Source organism: Stappia sp. G46H5W, from assembly GCF_058448995.1.
This window is the reverse complement of the sequence record NZ_JBZFLL010000001.1, coordinates 1,227,009-1,251,496: the sequence shown is the minus strand read 5'-3', so window position 1 is coordinate 1,251,496 and position 24,488 is coordinate 1,227,009. Positions and strand designations below refer to the sequence as shown.

Annotated in this window: 23 protein-coding genes; 9 read left to right on the top strand and 14 right to left on the bottom strand. The window is 67.8% G+C overall.

Annotated features, from left to right (window positions below; translation table 11 throughout):
• The first annotated feature begins 23 nt into the window (after positions 1–23).
• Entirely contained in the window at positions 24–782 is a 759-nt protein-coding gene (locus ACVJ6E_RS05280; RefSeq protein WP_120268593.1) for a DUF937 domain-containing protein, read from the top strand.
• A 16-nt stretch (positions 783–798) separates the two neighbouring features.
• Here the strand turns inward: ACVJ6E_RS05280 and ACVJ6E_RS05275 are convergent, their stop codons facing one another.
• The 4 genes from ACVJ6E_RS05275 to ACVJ6E_RS05260 form a co-directional block, all read right to left on the bottom strand.
• Complete coding sequence (locus ACVJ6E_RS05275; RefSeq protein WP_208996684.1) at positions 799–1,779, bottom strand: ATP-binding protein; 981 nt, start codon at positions 1,777–1,779, stop codon at positions 799–801.
• Entirely contained in the window at positions 1,776–2,453 is a 678-nt protein-coding gene (locus ACVJ6E_RS05270; RefSeq protein ID WP_120268595.1) for a response regulator transcription factor, read from the bottom strand. The genes ACVJ6E_RS05275 and ACVJ6E_RS05270 overlap by 4 nt, the downstream gene beginning before the upstream one ends.
• Positions 2,431–4,056 (bottom strand): DUF4153 domain-containing protein, encoded by a 1,626-nt coding sequence (locus ACVJ6E_RS05265; RefSeq protein ID WP_120268596.1) that lies wholly within the window; start codon positions 4,054–4,056, stop codon positions 2,431–2,433. Before ACVJ6E_RS05265 ends, ACVJ6E_RS05270 begins: the two co-directional genes overlap by 23 nt.
• Before the next feature lie 249 nt (positions 4,057–4,305).
• Positions 4,306–4,614: a DUF1127 domain-containing protein gene (locus ACVJ6E_RS05260; protein ID WP_120268597.1), complete on the bottom strand. Its 309-nt coding sequence runs from the start codon at positions 4,612–4,614 to the stop codon at positions 4,306–4,308.
• Between the two features lie 228 nt (positions 4,615–4,842).
• Here ACVJ6E_RS05260 and ACVJ6E_RS05255 point away from each other — a divergent pair, with 228 nt between their 5' ends.
• Positions 4,843–5,730: a LysR substrate-binding domain-containing protein gene (locus tag ACVJ6E_RS05255; protein ID WP_120268598.1), complete on the top strand. Its 888-nt coding sequence runs from the start codon at positions 4,843–4,845 to the stop codon at positions 5,728–5,730.
• Between the two features lie 17 nt (positions 5,731–5,747).
• On the opposite strand, the gene ACVJ6E_RS05250 is transcribed toward ACVJ6E_RS05255, so the two are convergent.
• From ACVJ6E_RS05250 to ACVJ6E_RS05215, 8 genes are all read right to left on the bottom strand, one after another.
• Positions 5,748–6,689 carry a DMT family transporter gene (locus ACVJ6E_RS05250; RefSeq protein WP_120268599.1) on the bottom strand — a complete coding sequence of 314 codons (942 nt, stop codon included), beginning with the start codon at positions 6,687–6,689 and terminating at the stop codon, positions 5,748–5,750.
• Between the two features lie 122 nt (positions 6,690–6,811).
• Entirely contained in the window at positions 6,812–7,069 is a 258-nt protein-coding gene (locus ACVJ6E_RS05245) for a hypothetical protein (RefSeq protein WP_120268600.1), read from the bottom strand.
• Positions 7,070–7,221: 152 nt separating this feature from the next.
• On the bottom strand, positions 7,222–7,869 hold the full coding sequence (locus ACVJ6E_RS05240) for a hypothetical protein (RefSeq protein WP_491676401.1): 648 nt from the start codon (positions 7,867–7,869) through the stop codon (positions 7,222–7,224).
• The gene (locus ACVJ6E_RS05235) at positions 7,862–8,494 is read right to left on the bottom strand and encodes a SoxW family protein (protein ID WP_120268602.1); all 633 of its coding nucleotides are present in this window, start codon (positions 8,492–8,494) and stop codon (positions 7,862–7,864) included. Before ACVJ6E_RS05235 ends, ACVJ6E_RS05240 begins: the two co-directional genes overlap by 8 nt.
• Positions 8,495–8,619: 125 nt before the next feature.
• Positions 8,620–9,309, bottom strand: a complete 690-nt coding sequence (locus ACVJ6E_RS05230) for a lactate utilization protein (protein ID WP_120268603.1) — start codon at positions 9,307–9,309, stop codon at positions 8,620–8,622.
• On the bottom strand, positions 9,306–10,772 hold the full coding sequence (locus ACVJ6E_RS05225; RefSeq protein WP_120268604.1) for a LutB/LldF family L-lactate oxidation iron-sulfur protein: 1,467 nt from the start codon (positions 10,770–10,772) through the stop codon (positions 9,306–9,308). The genes ACVJ6E_RS05230 and ACVJ6E_RS05225 overlap by 4 nt, the downstream gene beginning before the upstream one ends.
• 41 nt (positions 10,773–10,813) lie before the next feature.
• Positions 10,814–11,632 carry a (Fe-S)-binding protein gene (locus tag ACVJ6E_RS05220; RefSeq protein ID WP_120268605.1) on the bottom strand — a complete coding sequence of 273 codons (819 nt, stop codon included), beginning with the start codon at positions 11,630–11,632 and terminating at the stop codon, positions 10,814–10,816.
• Positions 11,629–12,498, bottom strand: a complete 870-nt coding sequence (locus ACVJ6E_RS05215) for a FadR/GntR family transcriptional regulator (protein WP_491676400.1) — start codon at positions 12,496–12,498, stop codon at positions 11,629–11,631. Before ACVJ6E_RS05215 ends, ACVJ6E_RS05220 begins: the two co-directional genes overlap by 4 nt.
• A gap of 322 nt (positions 12,499–12,820) precedes the next feature.
• On the opposite strand from ACVJ6E_RS05215, the gene ACVJ6E_RS05210 reads away from it, so the two are divergent.
• The 4 genes from ACVJ6E_RS05210 to ACVJ6E_RS05195 all read left to right on the top strand — a co-directional run bounded on the left by ACVJ6E_RS05210 (position 12,821) and on the right by ACVJ6E_RS05195 (position 17,852).
• Positions 12,821–13,867: a TRAP transporter substrate-binding protein gene (locus ACVJ6E_RS05210; RefSeq protein WP_199681145.1), complete on the top strand. Its 1,047-nt coding sequence runs from the start codon at positions 12,821–12,823 to the stop codon at positions 13,865–13,867.
• 160 nt (positions 13,868–14,027) lie between these two features.
• Positions 14,028–15,014 (top strand): TRAP transporter small permease subunit, encoded by a 987-nt coding sequence (locus ACVJ6E_RS05205; protein ID WP_199681147.1) that lies wholly within the window; start codon positions 14,028–14,030, stop codon positions 15,012–15,014.
• Between the two features lie 16 nt (positions 15,015–15,030).
• Positions 15,031–16,413, top strand: a complete 1,383-nt coding sequence (locus tag ACVJ6E_RS05200; protein ID WP_120268607.1) for a TRAP transporter large permease — start codon at positions 15,031–15,033, stop codon at positions 16,411–16,413.
• Positions 16,414–16,508: 95 nt separating this feature from the next.
• Positions 16,509–17,852, top strand: a complete 1,344-nt coding sequence (locus ACVJ6E_RS05195; protein ID WP_120268608.1) for a DUF3422 domain-containing protein — start codon at positions 16,509–16,511, stop codon at positions 17,850–17,852.
• 641 nt (positions 17,853–18,493) lie between these two features.
• On the opposite strand, the gene ACVJ6E_RS05190 is transcribed toward ACVJ6E_RS05195, so the two are convergent.
• Both ACVJ6E_RS05190 and ACVJ6E_RS05185 read right to left on the bottom strand, forming a co-directional pair.
• Positions 18,494–18,892, bottom strand: coding sequence for a c-type cytochrome (locus ACVJ6E_RS05190; RefSeq protein ID WP_120268610.1), 399 nt, complete (start codon positions 18,890–18,892; stop codon positions 18,494–18,496).
• 293 nt (positions 18,893–19,185) lie between these two features.
• Positions 19,186–20,145: a LysR family transcriptional regulator gene (locus tag ACVJ6E_RS05185; protein ID WP_120268611.1), complete on the bottom strand. Its 960-nt coding sequence runs from the start codon at positions 20,143–20,145 to the stop codon at positions 19,186–19,188.
• 183 nt (positions 20,146–20,328) lie between these two features.
• Here ACVJ6E_RS05185 and ACVJ6E_RS05180 point away from each other — a divergent pair, with 183 nt between their 5' ends.
• The 3 genes from ACVJ6E_RS05180 to glcF all read left to right on the top strand — a co-directional run bounded on the left by ACVJ6E_RS05180 (position 20,329) and on the right by glcF (position 24,454).
• Complete coding sequence (locus tag ACVJ6E_RS05180) at positions 20,329–21,825, top strand: FAD-linked oxidase C-terminal domain-containing protein (RefSeq protein ID WP_097175764.1); 1,497 nt, start codon at positions 20,329–20,331, stop codon at positions 21,823–21,825.
• Positions 21,826–21,900: 75 nt separating this feature from the next.
• On the top strand, positions 21,901–23,118 hold the full coding sequence (locus ACVJ6E_RS05175) for an FAD-binding protein (RefSeq protein WP_120268612.1): 1,218 nt from the start codon (positions 21,901–21,903) through the stop codon (positions 23,116–23,118).
• 1 nt (position 23,119) lies between these two features.
• Positions 23,120–24,454 (top strand): glycolate oxidase subunit GlcF, encoded by a 1,335-nt coding sequence (gene glcF, locus ACVJ6E_RS05170; protein WP_120268613.1) that lies wholly within the window; start codon positions 23,120–23,122, stop codon positions 24,452–24,454.
• The last annotated feature ends 34 nt before the right edge of the window (positions 24,455–24,488 follow it).

Genomic DNA, 24,488 nt, shown 5'->3' with positions numbered 1-24,488 from the left:
CCTGAAAGTGGAAAAGGCATGCGATGACCGAGAGCTTTCCTGCCCTGGGCGCCTTCGATCCGGCTGCGGTCGGCGAGGCGATGCGTCGCCAGTTCGGCTGGGGCGAGAGCGAGGTCGCCCGCGCCGCCGAGGCCTTGATGCCGGCAGCGCTCGCCGGCATGCGCCGCTACGCTGCCTCTCCCTCCGCGCTCGAGGGCCTGCTCGCCCTGATGCCCGGTCCCGGCCGCGCCGCAGCGCTCCCCGACCCGTCGGCGCTGGTGGGCGAGCCGCTGGCCCTCATCTTCGGCCCGTCCGAGGTGCAGCGCTCCATCGCCGAATATGTCGCGCAGCAGACCGGGCTGGAGCTTCCCGGCGTCGAGACCATGATGCCGGTCGTCGCAACGCTTGCGCTCGGCCAGGCGGCTCGGCGCTTCACCGTCGGCCCGGCGCGCGAGTTGCTCGATGCCTTCCTTGCCGGCTATGCCCGCGGCCGGCCGAAGCCGGTGCCCAACCCGATGCGGGTGATGGAACCTTACGCGCAGGCGATGCGCTCGTTCTGGGACGGCTATCTCGGCCTTGTCGGCGCCGCCACCGCGACCGGTGCCGCTGCGCAGGAGGAAGAGCCGGCGCCCGAAAAGGCACCCGAGCCTGCACCCGAACCCGTCGATGAGCCCGCCGACGAGGCGGCCGCCGATGCCGGGTCGGCATTCGTCGACGGCTGGCTCTCGCTCGGCCGCGACATCCAGGAGCGGCAGATCCGCAGCTTCGAGACCCTGTTCGAGCAGGCGGCAAAGAAAGACTGATCCGCTCGCGGCGGCGTCAGGCTTGCGGGAACTCGATGCGGAAGGCCGCCCCGCTGCCGTCTGTTGCCGGCTCCAGCGAGATCCGCCCGCCATGGGCGCGCAGCAGGCTGGCGACGATATGCAGTCCCATGCCCGTTCCCCCGCTGTCCCGCCGGGTGGTGAAGAACGGTTCGAAGATCCGTTCGCGATTGCCGCTCGACACGCCGCGCCCGTCGTCCCGCACGGTGATGACGAGCAGATCCGCCTCCTGCCGCGCGTCGATGCTCACCGTCTTCGCCCCGTGCCCGGCCGCATTGCCGAACAGATGCGAGAAGACGATCTCCGCCCCCTCCCTCGCCAGCGGCAGCATGGCATCCTCGCTGCCGGCGACGATGCGCAGGCCGGGATGGCGCGGCGCCAGCCCTTCGATCGCCGCCGATAGGCGCGTGCGGCCGCGATAATCCGCCTCGCGCGCTGCCGCCACCTGGCGCAGCGCCTCCATTTGCCGGTCCAGCTGCTGCCCGGCGCCGCGGATCTGTGCCACCAGGTGTCGGTCGGCCGGCGACAGCTCGGCGCTGTCCTCCAGCAGTTCGGTCGCCGCGCGCAGGGTCGAGATCGGCGTCCGCAGTTCGTGCGTCACATGGTTGGTGAAGCTGCGCACGGTTGTCTCGCGGTTGCTCAGCGTCGCCGCCATGTCGATGACGCTGAGGCCCATGTCGTGCAGCTCGCGCGTGCCGAAATGATCCGGCGGGGCGACCGTCTCGCGGCCAGGTGCGCGCATTGCGGCGGCATAGGCGGCAAGGGCCGTGACCGGCCGCAGCAACACGCGCAGCAGCATCAGCCACAGCACGGCGGTCAGCAGGCCGATGATCGCCGCCAGTAGCACCGCCGCATGGCGGAAGCCGATTTCCGGGCCGAGATAGCGCAGCGTCACGATGCCGGCGAGCGAGAGCGCCAGCGTGCCTGCCAGCGCGCCGCCCAGCACCAGCCACAGCGAGGGGCGCCACTTGCGGGTCACGGCGTGCAGGGCCCCATGCGGATGCCGACGCCGTGCACTGTCTCCAGCGCCTCGCCGCCGCCGGCGCCCGCCAGCTTCTGGCGCAGGTTCCGCACATGGCTGTCGAGCGTGCGGTCGGAGACCTGGCTCGCCGCCCCCCAGACGATGTCGACGATCCGAGCGCGCGACACCGTGCGCCCCGGATCCTGCATCAGGGCGGCGAGGATGCGCATCTCGGTGGAGGTGAGGGCGATGGCGGTGCCGTCCAGCCGGCAGTCATGCGCCTGCGGGTCGAGCTCCAGCGTCCCGTGCCGCATCACTCGCCCGTTCGCCGCGCCGTTTCCGCGCTTCAGGATCGCCCGGACCCGCGCCACCAGCTCGCGCGGGCTGAACGGCTTGGTGACATAGTCGTCGGCGCCCAGCTCCAGCCCGACCACCCGGTCGATCTCCTCGTCCCGTGCGGTCAGGAACAGCACCGGCACCTCGGACCTCGTCCGCAGCCTGCGGCAGACCTCGAACCCGTCGATCTCCGGCAGGCCGACGTCGAGCACGATCAGGTCCGGCCGCTCGCGGGCCGCATGGGTGAGGGCGATCTGCCCGTCCGCCGCGGTCAGCACGTCGAAGCCGGAGCGCTGCAGCGTGATCGACAGCAGGTCCCGCAGATGCGGGTCGTCATCGACGACCAGGATTTTCATTCATCCGCCTCCGGACCTTTTCCGCTTCCAGATAGCCGATGGTCCTCCAGGTGCGAAAGTCCCAATCGCGCCAGCTGTCGATGCGCGGCCGCACGGTCCTGCACCAGGCATCGGAGGGAGCATGGCTCGGCGCCACCGGGTAGCCGGTCTCGCAGACGGGCTCGCCCGGGCCCTTCAGCCGGGCGATGTTGTGGCTGGCGACGATATGGGAGAAATTGACGAAAGCGCAGAGATAGAGCGTTGCAAGCCCCAGCAGCGCGAGCCTGGCGAGCAGCCACCCCGTCGAGCGCTCGCGCCGGATCTGCCAGGCGATCAGCACGAGGCCGAGGCCGACCAGCACCGTCCAGATCGCCGCGTGGATGCGCAAGGTGGTCAGCCCGTAGGCCTCGACATACATCCACAGCCGGTAGCCGGCCGCGCCTGTCAGCGCCAGGTTCTGTGCAAGCCACAGATACATCAGGCCGCGCAGCCCCGGCCGGGCACCGAGATAGGGGCGCGCCAGCACGGCAAAGCCGCCGGCCAGCACGGCCGTGGCCATCAGCGCGAAGGCCCCGCGCCGGGCATAGGCCGAATAGGTCAGCCCCTCGGGCAGTTCGCCGCCGGCCAGCAGATAGCGCACATCCGTGCCGACCTGTACCAGCAGCATCGCGTTGAACAGGACCAGCGCCAGCGTTACCGACCCGGCATTGAGGCCGAGCCACCGGCCGGCCGGCGCGCCGGCGTCGAGGGCCGGCATTTGCGGCAGAACGCCGCCGGGCCACGCCAGGAACGGCCAGACGAACGAGGCGACGATCGCCAGGAACACCGCGCGCCACAGCAACGCCGCGAAGTGGATGTCGAGGGTAAACAGCTGGTCGATCCAACCCTCGATCACGGGATTGGCCACCGCCAGCAGCACCAGCAGCGCCGTTGCGCCCAGCAGCGGGAAGGCGAGGCGGCTTGCCGCTTTCAGCGCCATCGTTCCGGTGTCTTCGCCCCGGCCTCCCGCCTGCACCGCGAGAGAGGCGAAGCGGATCGCCCTGAAGGGCTGTTTCACCGACGACAGCAACAGCTGGGCGGCCTTGACCGCGACCTCGGCCGCGTCCGGTCTTGCCGCAGCGCGTGCCCAGACGAGGCTGACGGCAAGGCCGCTGACGGCGAAGGCGACGGCGAGCAGCTGATGGTGCTCGATCAGCGGCAGCTGGCTTGCCAGGAGCAGCAAGGCCGGTCCGCGCGGGATCCTGCGGCCGGGCAGGGTGGCGACAGTGGCGAGGAAGACGGTGACGGCGAACGGCACGAAGGCGAGCCCCGGCCAGCGGTGATAGAGCAGCAGGTTCGCGGCGATCACGCAGGCAATGAGCGCGGCAAGGTGTGCTGTCGGCGGCCAGCGGAAGCGGTCGTCCGGCGGCCCGTGGTCGGTGCCTGCCTTTGCCTGCGCCCCGCTCTCCGCGGTGGCCGTCTTCGGCGGGGCGGCTTGCGATGGTGCCGCCTCCGACAGGGCCGCACCTGGCGGGGACGGCGTTGCTGCGGCGGGGCTGGCTGAAGCGGCGGCGGCACTCAGCCACCATGCCTCCCGTTGCAGCGGGCGCGGCAGGCTGCGGTCCAACCTTGCGGCAAGCGTCATCGTCTTCCTCCTTCGGGCGCGATCCGGGCCGATCCGGGCCGATCCGGGCGGATCGGCTGCCGGATGCGTGCCACGGCGCCTCGGCAGGAGGCCTGAAGGAGTTCTGCAGATTTTGTGCAGATGCCTGCGGAAGGCAAAAAAAACCCGCCTCGGGGGGAGGCGGGCAAGGTGAGTCGGCGAGGGGCCGACAGGGCCTCGACACCGGGCGTAGGGAGAAGGTCTCGGAGAGACGCCCGGTGCAAAGAGGGGTCAGGCGCCGCGCTTGCGGCGTCCGGAAAGGGTCGACATGCGGCGCTCGTTCCGCAGCCGGGAGAGCTGCGCGCTCGGATCGACATAGTCGGTCGCATAGAGCGAGGCAGCGACGTCGGAGCGGGTCACGCCGATGTCGGCCAGCATGTAGTCGTCGAGATCGAGCAACCCGGAGATCGCCTTGCGGTTCTGCCGGCGGCGCCATGCCGCGACGGTGAGCGTCAGAAGCGAGGTTGCTGCGGTGCCGAGCGTGGCGAGAAGGGAAACACGCGCCGGCCCGGCGATCGGGGTATTGCATGCCTGCGTCATGGCAAGACTCTCCTTTCCGGCGCCCCGGTATGGTTCGCCTGGTATGTGCTGTGGCGGGGCTGCCGCCTCCGTTCGTTTCGTATGACAAGAGAATATGAAGCGCGGATCGATTTAACAAACGAATGTTTTCGATGGATATTGATCTTGATCCGTGATGTATTGAGATCAGGACACAGTCAGCGCGGAACGCGGCCTTTTGGCGCGCTGCGCAAGCCGGAGGCGGCAGCCATGGCCCATGCTCTCGATATCGACCAGTTGCGCACCTTCCTCGCCATTGCCGAGCTCGGCAGTTTCACCAAGGCGGCGGATGCGGTGAACAAGACCCAGTCGGCGGTCTCCATGCAGATGAAACGGCTGGAGGACCGGCTGGAGCGGCCGATCTTCGTCAAGGACGGGCGCCAGTCGCGCCTGACGGAGGACGGGCATCGCCTCATCGAGTTCGCCCAGCGGATGATCCGTCTCAACGATGAGACGGTGACGGCCTTTTCCGCCCCCTCCATCGTCGGCCGTGTCCGTCTCGGCCTGCCGGACGACTATGCCGAGCGGTTGTTGCCCCAGGTGCTGGCCGCCTTCGCCCGCCTCAACCCGGCCATCGAGATCGCCGTGCAATGCCAGGGGTCGACCTTTACCGGCGAGATGATCGAGCGCGGCGAGCTCGACCTTGCCATCGTCACCTCGGGCGATTGCGTCAAGGTGCAGGGCGAGGTGATCCGCCGCGAGCCGCTGCACTGGGTAGCGCCGGCCAACCAGTGCCTGCATTGCGAGGAAGTGCTGCGCCTGGCACTCGGCCCCACCACCTGTTCCTGGCGCACCCAGGCGGTCTCGCTGCTCGACCGCATGAACCGCCCCTATTGCATCGCCTATACCTCTTCCAGCGCGGCGGCGCTCATTGGCGCCGTTCAGGCCGGCCTTGCCATTGCCGTCCTGCCGGAAAGCGCGATCCGCGCCGGCATGCGCATCCTGTCGGAGAGCGACGGCTTCCCGATGCTGCCGCCCTGCGACATCACCATGGTCCGCGCGGCCGCCGCCACCGATCCGGTGCATGACGCGCTTTGCGCCCATATCCGCGCGGCCATCGGCAATGTCAGTTCCGAGATGCTGATCGCCGCCGAATAGGCGGCGCGCCGCCGTCTTCAGCCCTTGGCGCGGCCCGAGCGCAGCACCAGGAGATTGCCGCCGAGCACGCAGACGAGGCCGGCAATGGCGTCCGGTCCCCAGTGGAAGTTCTCCAGCACGGTCGAGACCAGCAGGGCGACGACCGGGAACATCACCGTCGAATAGCCGGCCCGTGCCGAGCCGATCCGCGCCAGCAGCGTCAGGTAGCAGGCGAAGGCGACGACCGAGGCCACCACCGCCAGATAGACCATCGCGCCGAGATAGGCCGGCGTCCATTCGATGGCGAAGGATGCCCCGCGCGCCAGCGCGAACAGGCCGAGCAACACCGTCCCGTAGACCATGCCCCAGGCTGTTGCCGAGACCAGCGGAATGCCGCTCTTCTGGTTGGCGGTGGAGACCATGTTGCCGAGGCAGAAGGACAGCGTTCCGGCAACGCATAGTCCAAGGCCGAGCAGGGCGGTGGCATCGAGACCGCTGTCGGCCGCGCCCATGATCTGCGGGCGGAACAGCAGCGCGACGCCCGCAAAGCCGAGCAGCGCGCCCAGCATCACCCGCCGGCTGATGCGCTGGCCGAAGATCGCAAAGCCCAGGATCATGTTGAAGACCGAGGCGAGCGAGAACACGACGGACAAAAGGCCCGAGGGCACATATTGGCCGCCGTAGTAGAACAGCGTGAAATTCGTCGAGAAAATGAAGAAGCCGAGCCCGGCGAAGCGCAGATGCGTGCGCAAGGGGAAGCGCAGCTGCGCGCCGCGCGCCATCGCCCAGCCCATCATGATCGCCGCAGCCAGCATGAAGCGCCAGAACACCGAGACTTCCGGCGCCACCACGCCGAGCTGCAGCTTCAGTGCGTACCAGGAAAAGCCCCAGGCGAGCACGGTGAGGCCGTAAAGCCCCATGTCCAGAGGGGAAAGGGCAGGGTCGTCGCGAAGGGCGGCGCCGGGAGCGAGCGTGGTCATGGGATGGCTTCTAGCAGGGAAGGGATGGAACGATCATGCCCCATCCTTTCACTCGCGACCAATCAGGATTGTTGACCTGATCGATGCATCCTGTTGATGGTTCGCGCGCGCCGCCACAACCCTTATGAGCGCCGCGTGCGCCAGCGGGCGCGCAGGCCTTCCGAGGTCAGGTAGACGAGGCCGAAGAGATACAGGCCCGTCATCGTCAGCATCGTGACGATCAGCACCGGGTAGCCGTACCAGGCGACCGCCAGCAGCCACAGCGCCACGATGTTGAAGAAGAAGGCGAATCGCTCGGTCTGGCCGCCGCGGCGCGCGCTGCGCAGCATGAAGCCGAACACGGGGATATATTCCAGAAGGCGGATGAGCCTGCTTGCCATGGGAAACCGTCCTGTTGTCGCAGCGCCCGAACGGCCCCCTCGGGCCGCCCTCCTTGAGGGCGCGTCTCGGCAACAGATGCGCCGGCCTCGCGCGGGATAGAATGCGGCGAGACGTCCCTGCGACAATCAGGACCTGCCAGAATCAAGACCTGTCAGGCGCTCTCCGCGCTGCCGTGCCAGAGCGGGCGGAAGCCGGCGGCCAGCACCGCAATGCTTGCCGGCGGAGTCAGCAGCTCTGCGCCCGTCTCCGGCGCGCCGGCAAGGGCGTCCGGCTCGGCCGGGCGGTATCCGGTAAAGCTCCAGGCGAGCCACCGCCCTTCGCGCCGCGTCAGGATGGTCTCGCCGACCCGCACCATCGCCCCGTCGGGCAGCGTCTCCAGATCGCCAAGGGAAAGAACCGGGTGCTCTCGCGTGCGCTCGCCATGCAGCTGCCGGTCCATCTCCGGCGCGCTGGGCGGGGCGGCGAGCCCATGTCCCCGCTGCCAGGCCTCGCGATAGCGCAAGGCATCCGCCCGCCGGCACTCGAAGCAGGGCCGGTGCCCGGCGGCCATTGCCGTCACCTCGTCGAGGAAGAACAGCTCGGTATAGCCCTCGCCCATCACCTGACGCTTGCGGCCGCGAAACTCCAGCACGCAGCAGATCCAGGCGCGCGAGCGCCAGCGCGCCCGGCCGAGCGTCTGCGTCTGCGGATCGTGCAGCCGGCCGCCGCGATTGCCCATCATCGTGCCGCGCGCGGCGACGGCATGCAGGCCGCCGTCGGCGGACACCCGGTTGGTCAGCGACATGGCGCGCTCAGCCAAGCCGCCAGTCTTCCGTCTCCACGCCCTTGTCGCGCAGCTGGTTGACCCGGTCGTTGGAGTAGCGCTGGAAGCCTTCGCTCTGATAGGCGCCGCTGCGCACCCATTCGAAGAAATGGTAGAAATAGAAAGGCGGCAGGTAGCCCTGGATGCGGGCGATCTCCGCCTCCCGGCCGGTCTTGCCGGCAACGGCGTCGGCGTCGGGCGGGAAGAACAGGATCGTCGGGGTGAAGTTGACCAGCCAGCGCCGGCCGAGCGCGCGCTCCTCCATCGCCTCGCCGTCGAAATCGGTGGTCTCGCGCGCGCCGAACAGGTCGAGCTGCAGGATCGCGAAATTCTCCTTCATCCAGGGCAGGTAGTCCTCGCGCGCAAGGTTCACCTCGTGGGTCTTGCGGCAGAACGGGCAGCCGCCCTGTTCGAACATCACGACGAAATGCTTGCCCGCCGCCTGCGCCTCGGCCAGGTCGTCGCCAAGATCGAGGAAGCTCTCGACGAACCAGTCCTGCTTGTAGAGCCCGTCGTCGCCCAGCGTCGCCGCCCGTGCCGCGCCCGGCCGGAGGAGAGGCGCGCTCGCCCCCGCAGCGCCCGCCGCCAGCGCGGCCAGCGAAAAGTCGCGTCTCGTGATCATGCTGTTTCCTCCCGACACATTCCTTTCTCGGAATGTATCAGCTCGCAGCAACGGTTGCATCCGCAATGGTGAGCAATCACACGGGCGTGAGGGCGGGTGCGGCCGGAAAGGCCCGGCCCCCGGTCTCAGGCTCCTCGGGCCTCGCCCACCACCACGATATGCAGCGCCCGCGGCCCATGCGCGCCGAGCAGCAATGTCTGCTCGATATCGGCCGAGCGCGAGGGGCCGGTGATCATGTTCACCGTGCGCGGCATGGTGCCCTTGCCGTGGACGCCGCGGATCCGCTCCCACAGGCTCTCGTAGTCGCCGGCGATATCGGCCGCCGACACCACGACGATATGGTGCTCGGGCAGGAAGTTCAGCGTCGTCGGATTGTCCGGGCCCGAGGTCAGCATCAAGGTGCCGGTCTCGGCGATGCCGCCGAAGGCATGCGAGACGGTGGCGAGATCCGCATTCTCGGCCCGCCCGCGGTCGACCTCCAGGTTCGGCTGCGCCGCCCAGGGCATCGCGGCGAGCCGCGCATCCTCGCCGAAGCGCACCCGCGCCGGCAGGTTCTTCGACTTGAGATAGTCGGTCACCGCCTGCGGCACCTCGGCGGCGCTTGCCACCCGGGCGATGCTCGCCTGCACCTTTTCCGCCATCTCGCAGAACAGCGCCACCTGTGCCGCCGGGGCCAGCTGGCCGCGCGCCGGGATCAGCCCCTTGGGCGCGCGCTGCAGCCGGTCGGCCACCGCCGCGCGGCGGGTCGTGTCGTCGCCCTTGCGCCCCATGGCGGAGCGCATCTTGGCCAGGATCGAGGCTTTTGCATCGCTCATGCGGAGGCCCTTTCGCCGTTTGCCGGGCCGTTTCCGCCCCGTGCCCTTGCCTCTTTCGCCTTGGCCCATTGCGCCTGGAAGGTGCCGCCCTGCGGTGCCGGCAGGTCGCGATGCCGTGTCCAGCCGCCGGCCAGCGGCAGGAAGGAGAAGCGTCCGCGCGCCCGGCCCATCAGGCCGAGCGTCGTCATGGCGACGCGCGTCGCCATCCGGTACAGCGTCGGCCGCTTGGCGAAAAAGGCCCAGGCCGCCAGCCCGTAGCGGGCGGCCGCCGGGTTGAGGTTGCGCGAGAACTCGCGCTCGCGCCAATGGCGCATCATCTTCGGCAGCGGGATGCGCATCGGGCACACGCTCTCGCAGCGCCCGCAGAAGGTCGAGGCGTTCGGCAGGTGGCCCGACTGGTCGACACCGATCAGCGAGGGCGTCAGCACCGCGCCCATCGGGCCGGGATAGACCCAGCCATAGGCGTGGCCGCCGACCGCGTGATAGACCGGGCAGTGGTTCATGCAGGCGCCGCAGCGGATGCAGCGCAGCATGTCCTGGAACTCGGTGCCCAGCATCGAGGAGCGGCCGTTGTCGAGCAGCACCACATGGTACTCCTCCGGCCCGTCCGGATCGCCGGCCCGCTTCGGCCCGGTCGACAGGGTCGTGTAGACCGACATGTCCTGGCCCGTCGCCGAGCGCGCCAGCACCCGCAGGATCTGCGACACGTCCTCCAGCGTCGGCACGATCTTCTCGATCGAGGCGACCACCACATGCGTCTTCGGCAGGATCTGCGTCAGGTCGCCATTGCCCTCGTTGGTGACGATGATCGAGCTGCCGGTCTCCGCGACCAGGAAGTTGGCGCCGGTGATGCCGATATCCGCCTGGAAATACTTGTCGCGCAGCACCGCGCGCGCCTCGCCGAGCAGGGTCGTGGGCTCTTCCAGGTTGCGGTCCGGATCGAGATGGGTATGCACCCGGCGAAAGTCCGCCTCGACCTGGTCCTTGTTCACATGCACCGCCGGGGCGATGATGTGGCTCGGGTGCTCGCCGCGCAGCTGGATGATGTATTCGCCCAGATCCGTTTCCACCGGCGCGACCGAATGCTCCTCGAGGAAGGCGTTGAGGCCGATCTCCTCGGTGATCATCGACTTGCCCTTGGTCACCGTCCGGGCGCCGCGCTTGCGGCAGATGTCGAGGATGATGCGCCGAGCGTCTTCCGCCGTCTCGGCCCAGTGGACGTGGCCGCCGGCGGCCTCCACCTTCTCCGCATAGGTCTCCAGGTACAGGTCCAGATGGGCCAGCACGTGGTCCTTGATGTCGCGCGCATTGTCGCGCAGCTGGTCGAATTCCGGCAGCGCCGCGGCCGCCGTCGCGCGCTTGGCGATGAAGCCGGAGCGCACATGGCCGAGCGCGCGCTGCAGCGGCGCATCGTCCAGCGCGTGGCGCGCGTTGCTCTTGAACTGTGGCGAGGTGATCTGCATGTGAGGCTGGCTCCCGTGCGCTGGCCCGTGACCGGAGGCGGTCAGCGGCTCCGCTTTTCGCCGATGGCCGGCTGGTCGGTCATGCCCGCCAGCACTTCGGCGACGTGGCGGACCTCGATGGCGGACCCCTCGCGCTTGAGCTTTCCGGCCATGTTCATCAGGCAGCCCAGGTCGCCGGCAAGCAGCATCCCCGCGCCGCTCTCGCGGATGGTCTTGGTCTTTTCCTCGACGATCTTGTTGGAGATGTCGGGATACTTGACGCAGAACGTGCCGCCGAAGCCGCAGCACACGTCCGGATCGCGCATTTCCTTCAGCTCCAGCCCCTCGACCGAGGCCAGCAGCTTGCGCGGCTGGCGGGCGATGCCGAGTTCGCGCAGGCCCGAGCAGCTGTCGTGATAGGTGGCGCTGCCGTTGAAGCGCGCCTCGACGCTGGCGATGCCGAGCACGTCGGTGAGGAAGCTGACCAGCTCGAACACCTTGGCGGAAAAGGCCGAGGCCCGGTTCTGCGCGGCCGTGTCGCCCTCGAACAGCTCTTCATAGTGCTTCTTCAGCATGCCGGCGCAGGAACCCGAGGGCGCGACCACATAGTCGTAGCCCTCGAAGGCGCGAATCACCTGCTCGGCGATGGCGCGGGCGTCCTTCCGGTCGCCGGAGTTGAAGGCCGGCTGGCCGCAGCAGGTCTGGGCCGCAGGCACCTCGACGATGCAGCCCGCGTCTTCCATCAGCTTCACCGCCGCAAAGCCGACGCTCGGGCGGAACAGGTCGACGAGGCATGTCACGAAAAGGCCGACCCGCGGGCTGGTTTTGGGCGCCTGCGGTGTCTCGTCTGGCTGCGCGCCAGTCTGCGCGGTGGCTGTCATAGCGTTCCTGCTTCTTCTGTCGGTCGGCGGGGAGCCCGCCGTCGCTTGCTGTCGTCCTGCTCGCTCTCCAGGCGTTGCGCCAGCCGCAGCTCCGAGACGACGCTCCAGCTGCCTGCGCGTGCCATGGCGTAGGCGACCTGCTCGACAAAGTCGATATGCGAACTGGCCGCATCGCCCGCCCGCGCCGCATCTCCCGCCATCACCGCCTCGAAGATTTCCCGGTGCTGCTCCAGCAGTTTCTCCCGGGAGCCCGGATAGCGATAGAGCTGCACACGGCTGTAGAAAACCCCGTCGGCGAGCAACCGGTAGCACGAGCGCAGCGTGTGCAGCAGCACGATATTGTGCGCGCTCTCGCCGATCGCCTGATGGAATTCCACGTCCAGTTCCGCCTCGCGCGCAAAGTCCTCGCTGCTGTGGGAGGCTTCCATGGCGCGGAAGATCCGGGACATGATCTCGCGGTCCGCGTCCGTCGCCCGCTCGGCGGCCAGCCGGGCGGTGGTGCGTTCGATCTCGCGGCGATACTCCAGATAGTCGGCAATGGCCGGCGGGTGCCTGCGCACCAGTTCTACGATGGCTTCGGAGAAAACGGTTCCGATCACGTCGGCGATGAAAGTGCCGCCGCCATGACGGGTCACCAGCAGGCCCCGTTCCTCGAGAGTCTTGATGGCATCGCGCAGGATGGGGCGCGAGACGTCAACTTTCTTTGCCAGATCACGTTCGGCCGGCAGCCGGTCGCCGGGGCGCAGAACCCCCTGCAGGATCAGTTCCTCCACCTGATCGACAACGGAATCTGCCGTCCGGTTGTGATGGATCTTCTGGAATACCATCGTCCCGATCTTGTTTATTGCAACGCAGCGGAAATTCATCGCAACGCAATAAATTTCTTGGCGTTGAAGTAGGTTGGGGCAATTTATTCCGTATTGCGTTGAGTGGTCAATATTGTTATCCAATTAGCGCGGGTCGGTTTTCTCCGGTTGGGAGGCCGGTTTCCGGTCCGCGGGAGATGGGCATGGGTGTTGCCAGGCCAGGTTGTGCGGCGACAATCTGCCGGCACAGGCAGGCATCCGTGTCCGTCCTGTTGCGCGATGGGGAGCGTTTCGACGTCGGGGCATGCAGGGCATTGCGTCCGCCATGCCATCGGGGTTTCCGGTCCCTGGAGCGCACAATGTTCCTAGGGAGGACCTGAACGTGAAATCTTTCATTTCTGCAGTTGCCGTAACAGCGTCTCTTGCGATCGGTGCGACATCGCCGGCCGTCGCGCTGGACAAGCTGGACTGGGATCTCCAGTCCACCTATCCGGGCTCGCTCACGCAGCTCGGTACGCTGGGCAAGCTCGTGTCCGAGCGCCTTGCCGCGGTTTCCGGCGGTGAGATCAACCTCAAGTTCCAGGAGCCGGGTGCCATCGTTCCCGCGCTCGAAGCCTTCGACGCCGTGGCGTCGGGTGCCGTGCAGGCGGCCTGGTCGACCCCGGGCTACTGGACCGGCAAGGACAGCTCGCTCGCGCTCTTCGCGGCCGTGCCGTTCGGTCCGAGCGCTCCGGAATATGTCGCATGGCTGAAGTTCGGCGGCGGCCAGGAGCTGCTCGACGAGATCTACGGCTCCTACGGCATCAAGTCGCTGGTCTGTGCGGTCATCGCGCCCGAGGCGGCTGGCTGGTTCCGCAAGGAAATCAACACCGTCGACGATCTCAAGGGCCTGAAGATGCGCTTCTTCGGCCTCGGCGCCAAGGTCATGCAGAAGCTCGGCGTGTCGACGCAGCTGCTCGCCGGCGGCGACATCTTCCCGGCTCTTGAGCTCGGCACCATCGACGGCACCGAATTCTCCATGCCGGCGATCGACCTGAAGCTCGGCTTCTACCAGGTGGCGAAGTACTACTACTTCCCGGGCTGGCACCAGCAGTCGACCTTCTTCGACCTGATGATGAACAAGGCCGAGTGGGACGCGCTGGACGACCAGACCAAGGCCATCTTCGAGACCGTCTGCGAAGCCAACATGATCTATGGCATCGCCGAGGGCGAAGCCATCCAGTCCGCGGCGCTCGCCGAGCTGGAGAAGCAGGGCGTCAACCTCAAGACCTTCGACCCGGCCATCCTGGAAGCTCTCCAGACCGCCTGGAACGAGGTCGTCGAGGAAGAGAAGGCCGCGAACCCGAACTTCGTGAAGGCTTGGGAGTCGCTCTCCAAGTTCCGCAAGGAATACGAGACCTGGTCCAACATCGGTTACCTCAAGAAGTAACCAGGATCGCCTGACAGGGCGGGTCCGCACCGCCTGAACTGGTGGTGCGGACCCGTCGTTTGCGCGAGTGGCCGGTAAGGTCTCCGCGCCCGACGGCGAGCCGGACGCCGACCGCGCAGCCGTACGGTCCACCGATTACCCGGTCGGGGAGAGGGTTCCCATGTCAACGCTGATAAGCCTTGCCGGCATCGCGGCTTCACTCGTCGCGGCGTTCGAGTTTGGCATTCCTGCCGATACCGATACCTACACTTATACCTCTATCCTGTGTGCTGCGGGCTTCGTGCTCGGCATCGTCGGCGGCTTGCTCGGGGGGCGCGTGTCGCTTTCGATTGCCGCTATGGTCCTGGCCGCCTTCGTCTTTGCGGTCACCGATAGCGGAATGACGGCCGTCCTCACATCGATGGACGTCAACCCTCGCAATTTCTTCCGCACCTATGACGGCCTGTCGGGCGTGATCGGATCGATGGCGATCCTGCTGATCACCTTGCTGATCATGCGCACCCGTGCGCCGCAGGCCTACGAGACCATGCTGCAGACCTCCGACGACTTCGACCGCGTGGTCGTGGGCGCCGGCAAGCTGGCCTCCTGGATCTTCGTGCCGTTGATGCTGATCATCTTCTACGATGTCAGCCAGCGTAAGTGGCTCGACTTCGACACGTCGATCATGGACACGCCATTCTACGTCGACAGCACCAAGCTGCAGGAAATGGAGTGGCATCTGCATGCGACGCTGTTCCTGCTCTGCCTCGGCTTCGCCTACCGTGCCGACGGACATGTGCGGATCGAGCTGATCCGCGACCGGCTGTCCCAGCGCGCCCGGGTGTGGATGGAGCTGGCGGGCATCATCCTGTTCCTGCTGACCTATTGCTACCTGATCGTCTCGTTCGGCTGGGTCTATGCCAGCAAGTCCTTCGAGATCGGTGAGGTCTCGGCCGCCCAGACGGGCCTGAGCCATCGCTGGGTCATCAAGGGCATGCTGCCCGTCGGCTTCGCATTGCTGTTCACAGCCGGTGTCTCCGCTGCGCTGCGTTGCGTCGTCTATCTCTTCGGACCGTCCTACCTGAACGAGCGCTCCGGCGACTATGCCGGCACGCATCACGCGGACCTGCCGAAGGATGTGGCCACCAACGGGCCGATTACGGACTGATCGGAGAGCTCGAAACATGACTTTCGTGGAACTTTTGCCGATCTACATGTTCGTGGCGCTCGCGCTGCTGCTGTTCACCGGCTTTCCCGTCGCCTTCATCCTCGGTGGTGTCGGCCTCGGCTTCGCATTCCTGGCGCAGGAGCTGGGCGCCTTCAACGTCGCCCGACTGGTCATTCTGCCCAGCCGCATCTTCGGCAGCACCATGGAAAATCCGGTGCTGGTGGCCATTCCCATGTTCACCTTCATGGGCACGATGCTGGAAAAATCCGGCGTCGCGAAGGACCTGCTGCAATGTCTGCAGGTGCTGACGCGGCGCGTGCCGGGCGGCCTTGCCCTGTCGGTCACGCTGATGGGCACGATCATGGCCGCGACCACGGGCATCATCGGTGCCTCGGTGGTGATGATCACCCTGCTGGCGCTGCCCGTGATGCTGGAGCGCAACTACCACATCCCGCTGGCGACCGGCACGATCGCGGCCTCCGGCACCCTCGGCATCCTGATCCCGCCGTCGATCATGCTGGTGATCATGTCGGACCTGATGTCGATCCCGGTCGGCACCGTGTTCGTCGCGGCCATCGTTCCGGGCCTGTTGCTGTCGGCGCTCTACACGATCTACATCATCGTGCTGTGCCGCATCCGTCCGCAGCTCGCCCCGCCGCTGCCCGACGACATCGGCCCCTCCACCCGCGGCGAATTCTGGATGATGATCCTCAAGAGCTTCATCCCGCCGGTCTTCCTGATTGTGGTGGTGCTCGGCTCGATCTTCGCCGGTCTCGCCACGCCGACGGAAGCGGCCGGCGTCGGTGCCCTCGGCTCCACGCTGCTCGCCTTCGTCAACCGCCAGCTCACCTTCGAGGTGATGAAGGATGTCTGCTACCGCTCGGCGCTCACCGGCGCCATGCTGTTCGGCATCTTCCTCGGCGCCACCTGCTTCTCGCTGGTGTTCCGCTGGCTCGGCGGCGATGCCCTGATCGACGAGTTCATCGCCTGGGCGGGCGTCGGTCCCTGGGGCATCCTCTTCGTGCTGATGGGCATGGTGTTCTTCCTCGGCTTCTTCTTCGACTGGGTCGAGATCACCCTGATCGTGCTGCCGGTCTTCGGGCCGATCGTCGCCGGGCTCGATTTCGGCGACCATCTGGCCGGGTTCGAGGGCGTCGGCGAGGTGGCGCTGATCTGGTTCACGATCCTGGTATCGACGAACCTGCAGACGTCGTTCCTGACGCCACCCTTCGGCTTCGCGCTCTTCTACATGAAGGGCGTGGCGCCACCGGGCGTGACGATTCAGCACATCTACAAGGGCATCATTCCCTTCGTGATGCTGCAGCTCATGGGGCTTGCGCTCTGCATGCTGTTCCCGGGCATCGTCCTGTGGCTACCTAACGCATTGCTCGGCAATTGACGTCTGTGGCCTAATGCTGCCCCGCTCGCGAAGTCATTCTCGCGGGCGGGGCATTTCTTTGCGTGGACGGGACACTGGCAAGCGAGGGGCTGGGCATGGCGAACAGCGACAACGAGGGGCAGCCGCGAGGTGCGGAGCCGCATCTCCCGGGGTTCGCGCCCCATCCCGCCCGCGATCTCGTCCTCGGCGAGCTGCATGCCCGCCCGTTCCGCCCGCTCATCGGGCCGCGCGTCTTCCTGCGCTACGGCTTCACTGTCGATGCGGCGGCCGCGGAGGCCGACCGCGACTGGTTCGCCGGCTATTGCCGCTCCCTCGGGTTGCAGGGGCCGGGCGAGGCGGAGCGGCACCATCTGGTGGAGATCGGCGAGGGCGCGCTGCGCCGCGAGCGGCACGGCGAGTTCCTCACCTATACCTGGGACGGGCCGCTCGATGCCGCCGCCCCAGTCGAGGCCGCGCCCGCCGGCCACCCCTTCGGGGCCCGCTTCCGCGCACCTGGGCCGATGATGGTCGCCGTGCGCTGCGACGTGGTGCCGGCGGACGGGGAGGCCTTTTCCCGGCGCTTCGCCCAGTTCGACCGCACCAGCTTGTGCGTCTCGCAGACCGATGGCGGCGCCTCGGTCATCGCCACCGATTTCCGCCAGGACCGCGATGGCCTCACCCGCATTCTCGTCGGCGACCGCTCGCTCTCGCCGGTGCAGGCCGGCGCCCAGAGCCAGCGGCTGCTGGAGCTGGAGACCTACCGCATCTTCGCCATGCTCGGCCTTGCCGAGGCGCAGCGCCAGATGCCGCGCGTGTCGGCCATCGAGGATGCGCTGCTGGCGCTGGCCGAGCGCATGCGCACCAGCGACGGGCTGGAGGCCAACCGCGCCCTGCTCGGCGAGCTGATGCGCCTTGCCGCCGATCTGGAGGCGAGCGCGGCGGAGAGTGCCTATCGCTTCGGCGCCAGCCGCGCCTATTACGGCATCGTCCGCCAGCGGCTGGAAACCTTCGGCGAGGACCAGCAGGACGGCTATTTCACCTTCACCCAGTTCCTGTCGCGGCGGCTGGCGCCGGCCATGCGCACCTGCGAGACGCTGGAGGAGCGGCAGGTCAAGCTGTCGGAAAAGCTCGCCCGCGCCGCCACCTTGCTGCGCACCCGCGTCGACGTCGAGCTGCAGGAGCACAACCGCTCGCAGCTTGCCGCCATGAACCGCCGCGCCCGGCTGCAGCTGCGCCTGCAACAGACGGTCGAGGGCCTCTCGGTCGCCGCCGTCAGCTATTACGTGGTGGGGCTGATCGCCTATCTCGCCAAGGGCGCCAAGACCGGGCCGCTGGCAGCCTGGCTGCCTTCGCCGGAGCTGATGACCGGCCTTGCCGTGCCGGTGGTTCTTGCCGCCGTCTTCCTCACGGTCCGCCGCATTCGCAGCCATCACAGCGAGGAAGACCACGGCGAAGGGTGAGGGGAGACTCCCGCGGCCGTCATTCCGGCCGCGCGTCAGCGCAGAGCCGGGAACCATTGGCACCCTCGGCAAGCATGAGGCGGCGGCGCATCGCCACCTCCACCGCTGTCATACCTGCGAAGGCAGGTATCCAGTATCCGCCGGGGAGGATGGTGGCGCGACGGCAGCCGCCACCGGCGTTCCGGCGGCAGAGCGGAGGCTTGGGCTGAACCGTTCGGGGTTACTGGATCCCGGCCTTCGGCTGCGCCGAAACCGGGATGACATCCTGCGGGTGGGCGGACGAGGTGCTTTCCTCGCCGAGGTTCGGAAGGTTGTCGTGATCCCCTTCGCCGGACCTCGAGGCTACGTCAACGATCTGAATTGGGGACGCCAGAGAGGCCTGCCCCCCTCCCGCAGTCCCCGCAAAGGAAAAGGGGTCCGTCCGGGGGAACGGCTCCCCCCAATACCCGCAAAGGAAAAGGGAGCCGTCCGCGGGAACGGCTCCCCCTAATACCCGCAAAGGAAAAGGGAGCCGTCCGGGGGAACGGCTCCCCCAAAATACCCGCAAAAGAAAAGGGAGCCGTTCGGGGGAACGGCTCCCTTGAAACTGTCATGTCGTCGCTGATGCGCGCGTCATGCGCTCCCGCCCGCGGCGGGGCGGGTCACTTCTTCGTGCCGTCGAGCGCGAACTGCGACAGATAGGCGATGATGTTCTCGCGCTCGTCTTCCTTCTTCAGGCCGGCAAACGCCATCTTGCCCTTCGGGATGATCTTCTTCGGCGCCTCGAGATAGGCCGACAGCGTCTCGGCATCCCAGGTCTTGCCGGCTTCCTTGCCTTCCAGCAGCGCCGGCGAATACTTGTAGTCGTCGACATGGCCCCAGCCGGCGTCGACGACACCGTTCAGGTGCGGACCGACCTTGTTCTTGGCGCCTTCGCCGACGGCATGGCAGGCCATGCACTTGCGGAACACCTTCTCACCCGCGGCGGCATCGCCTTCGGCATGGGCGCCCGCGGAGAATGCGAGCACGGCGGCGCCGGCCAGCAAAACGAGACGTTTCATAGGTTTTTCTCCCAAGACTTCTCTATTTGAACGGTCGGACCGGGGTCCGTCTTGTGCCCGGATGCCAGACAGGCCTGGGACAGGCAGGCCCGGAGTCCAAGTCGCGGCAGACTAGCACGATCCCGGCACGCGTCATCCTGCCCCTACCGAGGCAACATGTCGCATTTTTCGAAACTATGGCTTTTTCTCCGCCTCCGCCAGAGCCGCGGACAAAAAGCAGCCGGCGCGGGGAGGCGCGCCGGCTGGAGTTGCGGCGGTCGCCGGCGGGCGCCGCCGCGTGCCCGTCGTTCGTGTCAGCCGGTGACCAGCGCTTCCGCGGGCTTGTCTTCCGGCAGGGCCAGCCACTGGTCCAGGCCCTCGTCCCAATAGGGGGAGGGGCCGTAGAGCTTCGCCATGAAGTCGATGAACACCCGCACCTTGGCCGGCAGGAAGCGGCGGCTCGGATAGACCGCGTGCAGGCCGACATTCTTCGAGGCGCGGTATTGCGGCAGCACGATGCGCAGCTTGCCCTCGCGCAGCTCCGGGCCGATGTCCCAGGTCGAGCGCAGCGCGATGCCGAGCCCGGCCAGCAGCGCCTCGCGCACCACCTCGCTGGAATTGGTGCGGATAGGCCCGCCGGTGCGCACGATCTCGGTGCCCTGCGGCCCGGTCAGCCGCCAGATTTCCTGCTGGGTGGTGGAGATGCAGGCATGCTCGTTCTGCAGCTGCTCGATGGTCTGCGGCGCGCCGCAGCGCTCCAGATAGGACGGGGCGGCGCACAGCACCCGGTGCACCGGCGCCAGCCGCCGGGCGACGAGGCTGGAATCCTCCAGCTCGGCGATGCGGATGGCAAGGTCGTAGCCTTCCCCGACGATGTCGATGAACTCGTCGGACAGGTCCAGGTTGAACGAAAGATCCGGGTTGTCGGCCAGGAACGCACCCAGATGCGGGGCGATGTGCATCCGGCCGAAGGCGGTCGGGGCGCTGACCTTCAGCGTGCCGCGGGCCAGCGCCGAGCGGCGGGTGACGAAGGTTTCCGCCTCCTCGATGGAGGCCAGGATCGCCACCACCCGCTTGTAATAGCCCTGTCCGGCCTCCGTCAGCGCCAGCTGGCGGGTCGTGCGTTGCAGCAGCCTCGTGCCCAGCCGGTCTTCCAGCCGGCGCAGCCGTTTCGACACCACGGCCGGCGACAGGCCCATTTCTCGCCCGGCCGCGGACATGCTGCCGGCGGCCACCACCCTGGCGAAGATTTCCATGTCGGGAAAATCTGTCATTTTCAACGCACCGGACTTGGTTCTTGTAAATCTTCAACGCTTTATAACGGACAAGCCGTCTGGCATGTTTTGCAAGGTGCCGTCACCGTCCGGCATCGCATATCTGTCTTATCCTTGATATTACGCGGGATGGCACCCGTCGGATCTCAAGTTCGGCGTGATTGTGTCGAGGGAGGAAACGACATGAGCGGCATTGCCATGCCAAGGCCCGACGAGGCCGTCCTGTCGCGCCGTGGCGAGATCGTGCGGGCGCTGAAGGAGATGGTGCCGGGCGAGGGCGTCATCGACACCGACATCGGCATGCGGGTCTACGAGACCGACGGCTTCAACGCCTATCGCCAGATGCCGATGGTCGTGGTCCTGCCGGAAACCGTCGAGCAGGTCTCGGCCGTGCTGCGCTACTGCCACGAGAACGGGGTGAAGGTGGTGCCGCGCGGCGCCGGCACCTCGCTGTCGGGCGGGGCCCTGCCGCTCGGCGACGGCGTGCTCATGTCGATGATGAAGTTCAACAAGGTGCTGGACATCGATGCGGCCAACCGCGCCGTCGTCGCCCAGCCCGGCGTCACCAATCTGGGCATCACCCGCGCGGTCGAGCATCTCGGCTTCTACTACGCGCCCGATCCTTCCTCGCAGATCGCCTGCTCCATCGGCGGCAACATCGCGGAAAATTCCGGCGGCGTGCACTCGCTGAAATACGGGCTCACCACCAACAACGTGCTGGGCCTGGAAATGGTGCTGATCACCGGCGAGGTGATCCGCCTCGGCGGCAAGCATCTCGACAGCGAAGGCTACGACCTGCTCGCCCTGATGACCGGATCGGAAGGCCTGCTCGGCGTCGTCACCGAGGTCACGGTGCGCATCCTGCAAAAGCCCGAGACGGCGCGCGCCGCGCTCGTCGGCTTCCCCTCCAGCGAGGCCGGCGGCCAGTGCGTTGCCGAGATCATCGGCGCCGGCATCATTCCCGGCGGCATGGAGATGATGGACGAACTCGCCATCAACTTCGCCGAGGACTTCGTCAATGTCGGCTATCCGCGTGAGGCAGGGGCCCTGCTGATCGTCGAGCTCGACGGGCCGGAGGCCGAGGTCGACCATCTGCTCGCCGAGGTCGAGGCGATCGCCCGGCGCAACGGCGCCACCTCCCTGCGCGTCTCCACCTCGGAGGAAGAGCGTCTCGCCTTCTGGGCCGGTCGCAAGTCGGCCTTCCCGGCGGTGGGCCGCATCTCGCCCGACTATCTGTGCATGGACGGCACCATTCCCCGCCGCGCCCTGCCGCAGGTCCTCGCCCGCATGCGCGAGCTTTCCGAAAAGCACGGGCTGCGCTGCGCCAATGTCTTTCATGCCGGCGACGGCAACCTGCATCCGCTCATCCTTTACGATGCCAACAAGCCGGGCGAGCTGGAGCGGGCGGAAGATTTCGGCGCCGACATCCTGCGGCTTTGCGTTGAGGTCGGCGGCGTGCTGACCGGCGAGCACGGTGTCGGCATCGAGAAGCGCGACCTGATGCCGGTGATGTTCTCCGAGGACGATCTCAAGCAGCAGCAGCGGGTCAAGTGCGCCTTCGATCCCAAGCAGCTGCTCAATCCGGGCAAGGTCTTCCCGGAGCTGCACCGCTGCGCGGAGCTCGGGCGCATGCATGTCAGCAAGGGCCAGTTGCCCTTCCCGGACATTCCGCGCTTCTGACGGTGCGCGCGCCTGACGCGCGCCCGCTTCGCCCCAATACGTCTCGAACCCGCAAGCCAGGACGAGAAGATCAAGATGCCCGACACGTTCAAGCCGCGTACGGACGAGGAGGCCCGCGACGTCGTTCGCTGGGCGATGGCCGAGCACGAACCGCTGGAAATCGTCGGCCAGGCCTCCAAGCGCGCCATCGGGCGCCCGGTGCAGGCCGGCCATCTGCTCGACATGTCGGGCCTTGCCGGCATCGAGCTCTACGAGCCCGAGGAACTGGTCCTTACCGCGCTGCCCGGCACGCCCATCGCCGAGATTGAGGCCGCGCTGGCGGCCAGGAACCAGGAGCTTGCCTTCGATCCGCTGGACTACGGTCCGCTGCTCGGCAATCCGGCGGGGCACGGCACGCTCGGCGGCGTCATCGCCGCCAATCTTGCCGGCTCCAAGCGGCTGAAGCACGGGGCGGCGCGCGATCATGTGCTCGGCATGGACGCGGTCTCCGGGCGCGGCGAGATCTTCCATTCCGGCGGCCGCGTGGTGAAGAACGTCACCGGCTACGACCTGCCGCGCGCGCTCACCGGCTCCTGGGGCACGCTGGCCATTGCCACCCGCATCACGCTGAAGGTGCTGCCGCGGGCGCAGACCGAGGCGACCTTCCTGCTCTCCGGCCTTGACGATGCGCAGGCTGCCACCGCGATGACGGCCGCCATGGGCTCCTCGGCAGAGGTCTCGGCCGCCGCCCATCTTCCCTCGGCCGCGGCGCAGGATCTGGCCGCGCGCGGCCATGCGCTCTCCGGTCCCTCGACCCTGTTGCGGCTGGAAGGCTTCGGCCCCTCCGTCGACTACCGCTTCGAGCGGCTGCGCGCCCTTCTCGGTGCCGGTCGGCCGGTCGTGCGGGTGGAGGCGGAGGCCTCCCGCGAGCTGTGGCGCGCGGTGCGCGATGCGGATGCGTTCGTGGGCACCGACGATCTCGTCTGGCGCCTCTCCGTCGCCCCGACCGCCGGTGCCGCCGTCGTCGCGCAGCTTGTCGATCAGTTCGCCTGCAAGGCGTTCTACGACTGGTCCGGCGGCCTCGTCTGGCTCGCAGTGCCCGGCGCTGATGCCCGCGCCGAGGCGATCCGCGCCGCCATCGCCGCCTGCGGCGGCGGTCATGCGACGCTGGTGCGCGCGCCCGCGCCGCTGCGCTCTTCCATCCCCGTGTTCCAGCCCCAGCCGGCCCCGCTCGCCGCCCTTGCGGCCCGGCTCAAGGAGCAGTTCGACCCACACGGCATCCTCAACCCGGGCCGCATGACGGCGGGACACTGACATGCAGACCAGTTTCTCCATTCATCAGCTTGCCGACCCGCATATGGCGGAGTCGGAGAAGATCCTGCGCAAGTGCGTCCATTGCGGCTTCTGCACGGCGACCTGCCCGACCTTCGCCCTGCTCGGTGACGAGCTCGACAGCCCGCGCGGCCGCATCTACCTCATCAAGGAGATGCTGGAGAACGACCGGCCGGCCGATGCGCGCACCGTGCGCCATATCGACCGCTGCCTGTCCTGCCTCTCCTGCATGACGACCTGCCCCTCGGGCGTGCACTACATGCACCTGGTCGACCATGCCCGCGCCCATATCGAGAAGACCTATCGCCGTCCGCTCGGCAACCGGATGGTGCGCTCGCTGCTGGCCTTCGTGCTGCCGCATCCCGGCCGCTTCCGCCTGTCGCTGGCCGCCGCCTTCTATGCCCGGCCCTTCGCTGGCGTGCTGCGTGCGGTTGGAGGCCCGTTCAAGTCGCTCGGCGCCATGCTCTCGCTCGCGCCCCTCAAGGCGCCGTCCCCCTCCTCGCTTAAGCAGGGGAGCGCCTATCCGCCCACCGCCACTGCGGCGCGCAAGGGCCGCGTTGCCCTGCTCACCGGCTGCGCCCAGCCGGTGCTGGCGCCGGAGATCAACGAGGCGACCGTGCGCCTGCTCAACCGCGCCGGCGTCGAGGTGGTTCTGCCGAAGGGCGAGGGCTGCTGCGGCGCGCTCGTTCATCACATGGGCCGCGAGGAGCAGGCGCTCACCGATGCCCGCCGCAATGTCGATGCCTGGACGCGCGAGATCGAGGGCGAGGGGCTCGATGCCATCCTGATCACCGCGTCCGGCTGCGGTACGACGATCAAGGACTACGGCTTCATGCTGAAGGACGATCCCGCTTATGCGGAAAAGGCCGCGAGGGTCTCCGCGCTGGCGAAGGACGTGACCGAGTATCTCACCGGTCTCGACCTCGGCGTGCCGGTGCGTGCCACGGGTCTGACGGTCGCCTACCACTCGGCCTGCTCCATGCAGCACGGGCAGAAGATCACCCGCCAGCCGAAGACGCTTCTGACCGCCGCCGGCTTTGCCGTGCGCGACGTGCCGGAAGGGCACCTGTGCTGCGGCTCGGCCGGCACCTACAACATCCTGCAGCCGGACATCGCCCGGCGCCTGCGCGACCGCAAGGTCGCCAATATCGAGAAGACCTCGCCCGATCTCGTTGCTACCGGCAATGTCGGCTGCATCACCCAGATCGGCAGCGGGACGCAGCTTCCGGTGATGCACACGGTGCTGCTGCTCGACTGGGCCTATGGCGGCCCCGAGCCGGCGCTCCTCGCCGAACGGGGTCTTGCCGCCACGGCCTGAGCCAAACGAAAAACCCCCGGGCGGCCAGGCCGTC